Source organism: Umezawaea sp., from assembly GCF_057122925.1.
This window is the reverse complement of sequence record NZ_DBNGPQ010000069.1, coordinates 21,001-31,638: the sequence shown is the minus strand read 5'-3', so window position 1 is coordinate 31,638 and position 10,638 is coordinate 21,001. Positions and strand designations below refer to the sequence as shown.

The following is a 10,638-nucleotide window of genomic DNA, read 5'->3' as shown; positions in this document are numbered from 1 at the left end:
TTCTTGCCCTTTACCGCTTGACTTGCTGCACTTTCTTCCCCATTTGCCTGCTGAACAGCAAAGATCCCCTGGCCTCGGCCTGGGGATCTACAGGGGCTGCTGCCCCCGGATCGCGCGGCTGGGCCGCGCGGATCCGGGGGTCAGGCGATTGAGGCGGCGTCGCTCCACAGGTCTGCGGGGAGGTCCTTCCGCTGGGTGACGTTGAGCTTGCGGTACGCCTTGGTCAGGTGCTGTTCGACCGTGCTGATCGTGACGTACAGCTTGTTGGCGATTTCCCGGTTCGTGTGGCCCAGTGCTGCCAGGCCCGCGACCCTGCGCTCCGCGTCCGAGAGGGTCGCGGCGCCGCATTCGGCTGCTGTCTCCGATGTGGTGGACGTGGTGTTCCCTCGGCTCTGGTCGGGGATCAGCTGGGCGCACAGCGGTTCTGCCTGGCAGTCCTTGGCGACGCGCCACGCGCGGCGGACCATCATCCTGGCTCGGTCCGGTTCGCCCAGCTGGTGGTGGGTGTGGCTGAGGTCCGCCAGCACTCGGGCGACCTCCAACTGGCCTCCCGCGGCCTGGACCTCCTCCAGTGCGCTGTGGAGCAGCTGCGAGCGCTGGCGGAGGTCGAGCGTGGCCGCCTTGACGCGCATCGCCATGCCCCTGGACAGGGACGGGCCCATGACCGGGATGGCCAGTTGCTGGTCCGCCAGTTCGCGGGCCTTGGCCTGGTTGCCCAGGCGGAGGTAGACCTCGGCCGCACCGGTGCGCCACGGGAGGAGACCGGGTGAGTCGAGCTTCCACTTGACCATGAGCTCGCCGCAGGACAGGAAGTCGCCCAGTGCCGCGGGGAGCTGGCGGGTGGCGAGGTGGTGCTGGCCCTTGGCGTACAGGTAGTGCAGGCCGTAGCGGCCGCGGTAGATGTGCTGCGGGACCCGCTGCGCGAGCGCCTCGGCGGCCTCGTCGAACTTGCCCATCGCGGTGGTGGCCTGGAGCAGGGTGCCGAGCACCATGCCGACGCCCGCGCCCCACGTGCGCGGGTCGACCTTCTCCAGTGCGAACCTGGCGTGGCGGCGCGCGGTGCCGAGGTCGCCCATGCGCAGCGCCACCTCGGCGCGGATCATGGCGAGTTCACCGAGCCAGCCGGGAGGGCTGGAGGACTCGTGGCGGTCGGTCATGAGCGTGTCGCACCAGGACTTCACGCTGTCGAGCTTCTCCAGGTACAGCAGGGTCCGCAGGGCGGCGCTGACCTCCTCGGTCGGCTCCTCGACGAGGTTGACGCTCTGGAGCACGCGTTCCGCGGTCATGACGGCGCTGTCGTCCAGCTCGCCGCCGATGACGCGCGTGAGCGCGGTCGCGGCCTGGACGCGCATGCCCATGTCGACCGAGACCTGGTCGCCGTCCTGCTGCACCTGCGGGAGGTTGTTGACCAGTTCCGGGTAGGACCCGGCCGCCCACATGCGGGTGATCTTGATTTCGGCCCTGCTGGGCTCGTCCAGCTCGTCGGCGCGGGCGACCAGGCGGGCCAGGCCCTCGGCGACGTCGTCGACGCGGCCGTGCACGACGAGGAAGCGGACGAACCAGAGGAGGCCGCGGCCGAGGAGCTTGCCCTCGCGCATCGCCTCGCCGAGCGCGGGCACGTGCTGGAGCGCGGAAGCGGGGCTGAGGCGGAGCTTGAGGCGCACCAGCATCATGACGAGCTCGATGGGCGTCTCCTCCTCGCGGTCGCGGATCGCGAGTTCGAGGTAGTCGACGGCCTCCTCGACCTGCTCGTCGAGGAGCGCGGACTCGGCGGCCTCGCGCAGCACCGGCAGCGCCCACTCGGGGCAGGTGGTGCCCGCGGCGACGAGGTGGGTCGCGACGACGCGCGGCTCGGCGCCGTCCTGGGCGAGCAGCCACGCGGCCCGCAGGTGCAGCTCGGGGAGGTCGGCGTTGGCCATCGCGTCGTCGATGACGGCTTCACGGATGGCGGGGTGGCGGTAGGTCTCGCCGCGCAGCAGGCCCATCACGACGAGGCTCTCGACGTCCTTGGCGGCCGTCTTGGCGCAGCGCTCCATCATGCGGCCGAACAGCTTCGGCCGGTCGGCGTGGTTGCCGAGGACGGCGAGCGCGTACGCGGCCTCGCGGATGGCGGGGTCGCCGCGGTGCAGGCAGCTCATGACCGCCTCGGCGAAGCCCTCCCCCACGACGGGGGCCTCGGGCGCGCCGTCGCCGTGCCGCAGGCGCTGCTGGTCTTCGAGCAGCGCGCGCACGAGCAGCGGGTTGCCGCCGGTCACCTCGTAGTACTGGGAGCCGAACGCCTCCGCGATGCGCGGGTCCAGTTCGGACGCGACCATCTCGCCGACGCCCGCGGCCGACAGCAGCGTGAGCCGGATGCTGTGGCAGTGGGGGTGGCGCAGGAACTCGGTGTGGAACAGCGAGCGGGGTTCGCGGGAACCCACGCACTCGGTGAACACGATCGCCACGCTGGCCGACCGGAGCCTGCCGAGCACGTGCCGCAGGGTCTCCTTGGACAGGTCGTCCATGTTCTGGACGTCGTCCACGACGATGACGACCGGGCGCTGTTCGGCGATGTTCAGCATCGCGGCACCCAGCTGGTGCAGCGCGTGTCCGCGCTTGGTCTCCGCGCCGTCCACGTCGCCGTCGGCGGTCCTCGAAGGACTGGACGCCTCGTCCAGCAGTCCCGCGAGGTAGTCCGCCCGGTCGCCGGGGCAGAGTTCGAGGGGCACGTTGCGCTGGAGCTGGCTGAGCACCCCCAGCGGCAGGGAGCGTTCCCCCGCGGTGCAGGTGGCGTTGAGGAGGAGTGCTCCCGAGCGCTGCACCTCCTCCCCGAAGGCGTGGAGCAGCGCGGTCTTCCCGGTTGCTCTGGCACCGGTGATCATGGCCACGCCGGACCGGCCTCGGAGGCAGTCCTCCAGCACGTGCTGGAGGGTGGCCAGTTCTCTAGTCCGTTCGACCAACATCTAAGACCGCGTTCCTTTCCCGGTGTGGTCACCTGTCCCGCCCATACGTGTCCGCGGTGAACAAACAGTGGCCAACTCAAGTCGGGTTGTCCCACCAGGCCGTCCTGGTAACACACAACGACAGTATCAGGACAATAAGAAGCTTGTCGATAACGTCTCGGGAAACCGTCGAGTAACCCGGACCATGTGCAACATGTGCGTTACGGAGTTCGCGTCTTACATCCCACAACATCCGTGAGCCATCGTGAGAATTGTATGAAAACACTGATCCATAAAACCCTACTTCCGTAGGGTTGCGGCTGACCAAGATCACTCTTGCACTGGCTGAAAGTGATCCACTGACAGCAAACACACAGGTCAGGAGGCCGGAGAATCCGGAAGTCATTCATAACCCCGTCACGAAACGTGACCCCCAGTTGAGACGGGGGCAATGAATACTGCCCTTTCGCACACCGGCCGCTTCTTCATGGACCACAGAACATGTTTAGCCTGGCAAAACATCAACGCTGGCTCCTTACCTGCGATGACATTGCTACCAGCCCGAATAAGGGCCTACAAGCCCCCTAGGGGCACACAGGGGCCGGGCAGGGGTTGCCGCACCCCGAGTGCAGTCCATAGCTTCGGTGCACTCAGTGTTTCTGCGAATTGAATCATAATGCCGTTTCATAATGACGTTATCACTCCGGCCATAACCGGGCGCCTTCACAACCCCGCCGAAGGAGAACGACCGGCGGAGTAAGGATCGACGAGCATGAGGATCGCTTGCTGGCAGACCGTCGCCGGCGGAGAGCCGCCCCGGACGCGGCTCAGAGCCGCGGCTCGGAGCGCCGCCGAGGCCGGTGCCCGGTTGCTGATCACGCCCGAGATCTCCCTGACCGGCTACCACCTCGGCCCGCGCAAGCTCCGTGAGCTGGCCGAACCCGACGACGGCCCGATGTGCGAGGAGGCTGCGGCCATCGCGGCCGAGACCGGCGTGGCGATCGTCTTCGGCTGGCCGGAGGCCGCGGGCGGCGAGGTCTACAACACCGTCCGGCTGGTCGACGGGCGGGGGGACGCGCTGGCGACCTACCGCAAGACCCACCTGTTCGGCGACATCGACCGCGCGATCTTCCAGCCCGGCGAGGTCGGGGTGGTGCAGGCCCGGCTCGACGGCCTCACCGTGGGGATGCTCATCTGCTACGACGTCGAGTTCCCGGAGACGGTGCGCGCCCACGCGCTGGCGGGCACCCAGCTGCTGGTCGTGCCGACCGCGCTGATGAAGCCGTGGGACATCGTGGCCAGGACGCTCGTGCACTCGCGCGCCCTGGAGAGCCAGCTCTACATCGCCTACGTGAACTGGGCGGGCACCGAACGCGAACTGGAGTACTGCGGCCTCACCCGCGTGGTGGGCCCGTCGGGCCACGCACTGCACGAGGACGTCCACGGCGAACAGCTGGTCGTGGCGGACCTCGACCCCACCCGGATCACGAAGGCCAAGCAGGTCAACGACTACTTGGCGGACCGACGACCCGAGCTCTTCCTCTGACCCCCTTCCGCCGCACCCGCCGGAGAGCGGGTCACCACCGTCAACCGGGGGTAGCGCACATGGACCACACCAACCCGATCGGCCACGACGACCTGAACGGCCTGCGGGCCCCGGTCACGATGTTCGGCCCCGACTTCCCGTTCGCCTACGACGAGTGGCTGGCCCACCCGGCGGGCCTCGGCGCACTGCCCGCGTCGGCGCACGGCACCGAGGTCGCCGTCATCGGCGGCGGCATCGCGGGCCTGGTCACGGCCTACGAGCTGATGAAGCTCGGGCTGCGACCGGTGCTGTACGAGGCGGAGCAGATCGGGGGCCGCATGCGGTCGGTCCCGTTCCGGGAGCACCCGGAGTCGGTCGCGGAGATGGGCGCCATGCGCTTCCCGCTGGCGGCGACCACGCTGTTCCACTACATCGACAAGGTCGGCCTGAAGACCACGCCGTTCCCGAACCCGTTGTCCACCAACACGCCCAGCACGGTCGTCGACCTCAAGGGGGTGAGCCACTTCGCGCACACGTCGGCCGACCTGCCGGTGGTCTACCAGCAGGTGGCCGACGCGTGGGACAAGGCGTTGCAGGAGACCGCGGAGCTGTCCGCGATGGAGGACGCGGTCCGCAGCCGCGACGTCACGACCATCAAGGCCATCTGGAACCGCCTGGTGCCGCGCCTGGACGACGTGTCGTTCTACGGGTTCCTCACGGCGTCGCCCGCGTTCGCCTCGTTCCAGCACCGCGAGATCTTCGGCCAGGTGGGGTTCGGCACCGGCGGCTGGGACACCGACTTCCCCAACTCGATGCTGGAGATCCTGCGGGTCGTCTACAACGGAGCCGACGTCGACCAGCAGCGCATCATCGGCGGCAGCCAGCAGCTCCCGCTGCGCCTGTGGACGCACGAGCCGGAGTTCCTCGACCACTGGCCGGAGGGCACGACGCTCGCGTCGCTGCACGCGGGCGGGGTGCCGAAGACCGCGGTGAAGTGGATGCGGCGCACGGCGCACGGCATCACCGTGGAGGACGCCGAGCACGGCATCCGCACCTACCCGGCCGCGGTGTTCACCGCGCAGAGCTGGGCGCTGCTGTCGAAGGTCAAGTGCGACGAGTCGCTGCTCCCCCAGTCCCTGTGGACCGCGGTGGAGCGCACGCACTACATGGGCTCGTCGAAGCTGTTCGTGGTGACGGACAGGCCGTTCTGGCTCGACGTGGACCCGCGCACCGGCAGGCACGTGATGAGCATGACGCTGACCGACCGGATGCCGCGCGGCGTCTACCTGTTCGACGACGGGCCGGACAAGCCCGGTGTGATGTGCCTGTCCTACACGTGGAACGACGACTCGCTGAAGCTCGCGACCCTCACGCTCCAGGAGCGCCTGGACGTGGTGCTGGGCTCGCTGGCCGAGATCTACCCCGGCGTGGACATCCGCACGCACATCATCGGCGACCCGGTGACCATCACCTGGGAGACCGAGCCGCACTTCATGGGCGCGTTCAAGTCGAACCTGCCGGGTCACTACCGCTACCAGCGCAAGCTCTACACGCACTTCGTCCAGGACGACCTGACCGACGCCCAGCGCGGCCTGTTCCTCGCGGGCGACGACATCTCGTGGTGCGGCGGCTTCGCCGAAGGGGCCGTCACCACCGCGCTCAACGCGGTGTGGGGGGTCCTGCACCACCTGGGTGGCCGCACTCATCGCGGCAATCCGGGTCCAGGGGACGTCTTCAGCGAGATCGCCCCCTTGGAGCTGCCGGAGTTCTGATGTGACGTCGGTCGCCATCAACACTGTCCGCGGAGCCCCCGTGTCGCAACGTGACACGGGGGCTCCGCCGCAACTGTGCACTGATGTACACAGTGCGATTCCCTTTTCTCCCGGCCCGTGGACGCCGAGAAGGGCCCGTCCGGAGCAACGGCTCCGGACGGGCCCTTCCGATGCGGTGGCGAGGCGCTCAGGTCCAGTTCTCGATGACCTTCCGCTGCAACTCCTCCGGGTACGAGGCCGCGAACGACGTGTGGGCCATCCGCTCGCCGATCGGGGCGAGCAGGCCGTCGAAGACGACCCTGGGGCCCCAGCCGCGCTTGTACTCGATGTCGGTGTGGCTGACGAACAGCGGCAGGATGACGCTGTCCATCTGGACGCGCTTGGACACGGGGTGGATGCGGGTCGCGATGGCCCAGGTGACCTCGGCGAGGTCGGTGGGGTCGATGTCGTCGTCGAGCAGGAAGATCTGCGGGAAGTACAGGCCCGCCTTGTTCCAGAACAGCGTCTGCCCGATGTACTGCGCGAGCGTGTCGCTGGTCGTGTCGGGGTCGACCAGGTCGCGCCAGTTCGGCGGGACCGTCACCACGAGCCACATGCCCGCGGAGTCCATCGGCGACCAGACCGTGCTGACCGGCAGCTGCACCTCGCGCAGCCGGGCGAGGCACTGGCTGGCGGCGCCGACGCAGGTGACCGTGTGGTACTCGTCCGGCGGGCGCCCCTCGGCCACCAGGGGCCAGATGGGGTCGTTCCGGTGCGTGATGGCGTCGATGTGGAAGGTGGGCTGTTTCGTCACGTCCATGGGGTGGTAGCCGGCGGCCTCGCCGAACGGGCCCTCCAGCGCGTCGCGTTCGAGCGACACGTGGCCCTCGATCACGACCTCGGCCGTGGCGGGCACGAGCAGGTCGACGGTCTTGGCCTTGACCAGCTCGATGGGCTCGCCGACCAGCGCGCCCAGGAACCCGGCGTCGTACGCCCCGTCGGGCAGCGGGAAGCCCGCCACGTACGGGACGCCCGGCTCCGCGCCCTGGACCAGCGCGTAGGGCATCGGCTTGCCGATCTCCACCCACTGGTTCCAGACGTGCCCGATGTGCTGGCCGTCGGCGACCAGGCCGGTCATGCGCTTGCCGTCGATCTTCATCACCCGCGCGATGGACCAGTTGGTCCACTCGCCGTCGGGGGTCTGCACGATCAGGGCGCCCCAGGTGTTCGCGTACCGCCCGCCGTCCTTCTCGTGGACGATCGGGATGGGGAACGAGTCGAGCGTGGCGTCGTCGCCGAGCAGGACGTTCTCCTGGCACGGCCCGCTCTCGACGACGACGGGCGGGATGGGCTCGCGGGTCTGGGCCTCCGCCAGCGCCTCGACGATCTGCCGCCCGGTGCTGTCGGGCTGGAGGCCGAGCGAGAGGGCGATGCGGGCGTAGGGCATGTCCTCCCGCGACGACAGGGCGGCGGGTGCGCCGAGGATGCGGAAGCCGGGGCGGGCCCCGCGGATGTTGGTGAACAGCGGCGCCGGGGAGCGGACCTCGTAGCTCCGCCGGGTGATCGCGGCGGGTTCCATGTCACCGTCGACCTCCCGGTCGATCACCACGAGGTCCCCGAGGTCGTGCAGCGCGTCGAGGTACCCGCGCAGATCAGTGAAGTGCTTCATCGCCGTTTTCCTTCCGGTGCTGGCGTGCAGACTTCCCGCCGTCCCACCGCGTCGTGAGGTCGTTGTCCACACCGAACTGGTCGAGCACGCGACTGGTCACGTGGTCGACGATGTCCGGGACACCCGTGGGGTGGTTGTAGAACGCGGGCATGGGCGGCAGCATGACCACGCCCATCCTGGCCAGTCCCAACATGTTCTCCAGGTGGATCTCGCTCAGCGGCGTCTCCCTCGGCACGAGCACCAGCTTGCGGCGCTCCTTGAGGGTCACGTCCGCCGCGCGGGCGATCAGCCCTTCGCCGTACCCGACCCTGATCGCCGCCAGGGTCTTCATGCTGCACGGGGCCACGATCATCCCGTCCGTCCGGAACGAGCCGCTGGAGATCGCCGCCGCCTGGTCGTGCGACCCGTAGACGTGGTCCGCCAGGGATTGGACCTGGCGGACCGTGTAGTCGGTCTCCATCTCGATCGTGGCGCGTGCCCACTTGCTCAGCACGAGGTGCGTCTCCACACCGACGGCGCTGAGCGTTTCCAGGACCCGGATGCCGATGGCGGCGCCGGTGGCGCCGGTCATGCCGACGACGACGCGCCTCGGCACCCGGATCCCGTCAGCGAACGCCCGCACCGGCGATCACTTGTCTTCCCAGCGGAAGAACACCGCCGCGAGGGTGCTGATGACGAGCGTGAAGCCGATGAGCACCGAGCCCGGCAGGATGAGGGCCTCGAAGCCCTTGCCCCGCACCAGGACGTCGAGCATGCCCTCGTTCATGTGCCGCAGCGGCAACGCGTTGGTGATCAGCTTGACCCAGTCCGGAGCCTTGTCGATCGGGAAGAAGCTGCCCGCGAGCAGGGCCATCGGGAGCACGGCGAGGTTCGCCGCGCCGGTGACCGAGTCCTCGGTCTTGCAGATCGCCCCGAGGAGCATGCCCACCGAGAAGAAGGCGAGCGTCCCGAGGATGAGCAGGGGGATCGCGAGCCACCACTGGTTCGACAGCTGGAGGCCGAACATCGGCAGCGTCGCGACCGCCACGAACAGGACCGCCTGGAGCAGCGCGATCACGACCGAGAGCAGCAGCCTGGACGAGAGGACCGAGCCGCGGCCGATGGGGGCGAGCTGGATGCGGCGCAGGACCTGCTTGCGGCGCCACGCCACCAGGGTCAGCGCGGAGCTGAACACCGCGGCGGTGGACACGCCCCACGACAGGATGCCGGGGGTGAGGTACTGGATCGGCTCGAAGGCCGTCTCCTCGATGGGTTTCTGCCGCACGGCGTACTTCGGCGGGGTGGTGCCCGCGCCGAGGTTCGCGCTCGCGACCGCGTCGGAGATCTTGGCCAGCGCGGGCCCGGTCTCGGCGCGGTCGCCGTTGGCGTAGCGCACGTCGATCGAGTCGCCCTGCGACACGACGATCGCGGCCACGTTGCCGTCGCGCAGGCTGTTGATGGCGGTGGTGGAGTCCTTGAACTCCTGGAGGTTCACACCCTCGGAGTTCTTCAGCGCGGCCACGACGCGGCTGTCGCCGACCACCGCGATCTCCACCTCGTTGCCCAGCTTCACACCGGAGAGCAGGGAGAACACGATGAGGAACATCAGGGGGAACATGAAGGTGAAGAAGAGTGCTGCCTTGTCCCGGTAAGAGGCCTTGAACATGGCCAAAGACAGGCTGGAAAACGCTTTCATGTCGCCGTCTCCGCTCGAAGGTCTGACGACGCCGGAGGCTCGATCACCGGTGCGACGCCAGTTGGTTGGTGGGTCACTCGCGGTACGCGCGACCGGTGAGGTGCAGGAACACGTCCTCCAGGGTGGCCGTGCGGACCTGCGCCTTGTTCAACGCGTCGAGCTCCCCCAACGCCTTGATCGTGAGACCGGCGTCGTTGGTCGCGATGATGATGGAAACGCCGTCGTCCACGACGTTGTCGGCTCCGGGCAGCATCCGGGCCACTTCGGCGGTCACCGTGCCGTGCTCGACGATGACCTGGGTCTGGGCGTCGAGCTTGCGCACCAGCCACGCGGGCGGGCCCATCGCCATGATGCGTCCCTTGTCGACGATCGCCACCCGGTCGCAGAGGATCTCGGCCTCGTCGAGGTGGTGGGTGGTGTAGACGATCGTCTTGCCGCGCGCCTGGATGGCCCGCAGCACGTCCCAGAGGTTGCGGCGCGCCTGGGGGTCCAGCGCCGCGGTCGGTTCGTCCAGGAACACGATCTCCGGGTCGTGCGCCAGTGCGCACGCGATGGAGAGGCGTTGCCGCTGCCCACCCGAGAGGTCAACGTCCTGCACGTCGGCCTTGTCCGTGAGGCCGACCAGTTCGAGCATGTCGACGGCCGCCGACCGGCTCACGCCGTAGAGCGACCCGAACGTCTGCAACTGCTCCTTCGACGTCAGCCGCTCGAAGAACGACGACGCCTGCAGCTGGACGCCCAACTTGGGAAGTAGCTTGGGATTCCGTGGCCAAGGGCTCTCGCCGAGGATCCGCACCGAACCGGAGTCCGGTTTGCGCAGGCCCTCCACGATCTCCAGGGTGGTGCTCTTCCCGGCCCCGTTGGGACCGAGAAGACCGAAGAACTCTCCTTCCGCGACGGTGAACGACACACCGTCGACGGCACGCAAGTCGCCGTAGGACTTGCGAATGTCGCTCACGACGATCGCGGGCCCGTCTGCTGTCATGGCACAAAACGCTAGGGCTGGATCGGTTTCGCGACGATGGCCCGAGCCGTTTCTAGGGGACCCCTAGCACATCTTCAGGGGGAGCGTGCTGCGCCACACGGGCCCGTCTCGT

Annotated in this window: 7 protein-coding genes; 2 read left to right on the top strand and 5 right to left on the bottom strand. The window is 68.6% G+C overall.

Annotated features, from left to right (window positions below):
- Positions 1-140 precede the first annotated feature (140 nt).
- Complete coding sequence (locus tag AC156L_RS15695; protein WP_330879421.1) at positions 141-2,942, bottom strand: helix-turn-helix transcriptional regulator; 2,802 nt, start codon at positions 2,940-2,942, stop codon at positions 141-143.
- A gap of 751 nt (positions 2,943-3,693) precedes the next feature.
- Here AC156L_RS15695 and AC156L_RS15690 point away from each other — a divergent pair.
- Entirely contained in the window at positions 3,694-4,467 is a 774-nt protein-coding gene (locus AC156L_RS15690; protein WP_330879420.1) for a carbon-nitrogen hydrolase family protein, read from the top strand.
- A 59-nt stretch (positions 4,468-4,526) separates the two neighbouring features.
- Positions 4,527-6,218: a flavin monoamine oxidase family protein gene (locus AC156L_RS15685; RefSeq protein ID WP_330879419.1), complete on the top strand. Its 1,692-nt coding sequence runs from the start codon at positions 4,527-4,529 to the stop codon at positions 6,216-6,218.
- A gap of 187 nt (positions 6,219-6,405) precedes the next feature.
- Here the strand turns inward: AC156L_RS15685 and AC156L_RS15680 are convergent, their stop codons facing one another.
- The 4 genes from AC156L_RS15680 to AC156L_RS15665 all read right to left on the bottom strand — a co-directional run bounded on the left by AC156L_RS15680 (position 6,406) and on the right by AC156L_RS15665 (position 10,526).
- The gene (locus AC156L_RS15680) at positions 6,406-7,866 is read right to left on the bottom strand and encodes a UbiD family decarboxylase (protein ID WP_330879418.1); all 1,461 of its coding nucleotides are present in this window, start codon (positions 7,864-7,866) and stop codon (positions 6,406-6,408) included.
- On the bottom strand, positions 7,850-8,488 hold the full coding sequence (locus AC156L_RS15675; protein WP_330879417.1) for a UbiX family flavin prenyltransferase: 639 nt from the start codon (positions 8,486-8,488) through the stop codon (positions 7,850-7,852). The genes AC156L_RS15680 and AC156L_RS15675 overlap by 17 nt, the downstream gene beginning before the upstream one ends.
- 6 nt (positions 8,489-8,494) lie before the next feature.
- On the bottom strand, positions 8,495-9,511 hold the full coding sequence (locus AC156L_RS15670; protein ID WP_330879416.1) for an ABC transporter permease: 1,017 nt from the start codon (positions 9,509-9,511) through the stop codon (positions 8,495-8,497).
- A 103-nt stretch (positions 9,512-9,614) separates the two neighbouring features.
- Positions 9,615-10,526 (bottom strand): ABC transporter ATP-binding protein, encoded by a 912-nt coding sequence (locus tag AC156L_RS15665; RefSeq protein WP_330879415.1) that lies wholly within the window; start codon positions 10,524-10,526, stop codon positions 9,615-9,617.
- Positions 10,527-10,638 lie beyond the last annotated feature (112 nt).

What these genes read in the sequence shown, in the direction of transcription:
- AC156L_RS15695 (WP_330879421.1), bottom strand. Translation starts at nt 2,942, where the DNA reads ATGTTGGTCGAACGGACTAGAGAACTGGCCACCCTCCAGCACGTGCTG.
- AC156L_RS15690 (WP_330879420.1), top strand. Translation starts at nt 3,694, where the DNA reads ATGAGGATCGCTTGCTGGCAGACCGTCGCCGGCGGAGAGCCGCCCCGG.
- AC156L_RS15685 (WP_330879419.1), top strand. Translation starts at nt 4,527, where the DNA reads ATGGACCACACCAACCCGATCGGCCACGACGACCTGAACGGCCTGCGG.
- AC156L_RS15680 (WP_330879418.1), bottom strand. Translation starts at nt 7,866, where the DNA reads ATGAAGCACTTCACTGATCTGCGCGGGTACCTCGACGCGCTGCACGAC.
- AC156L_RS15670 (WP_330879416.1), bottom strand. Translation starts at nt 9,511, where the DNA reads ATGTTCAAGGCCTCTTACCGGGACAAGGCAGCACTCTTCTTCACCTTC.
- AC156L_RS15665 (WP_330879415.1), bottom strand. Translation starts at nt 10,526, where the DNA reads ATGACAGCAGACGGGCCCGCGATCGTCGTGAGCGACATTCGCAAGTCC.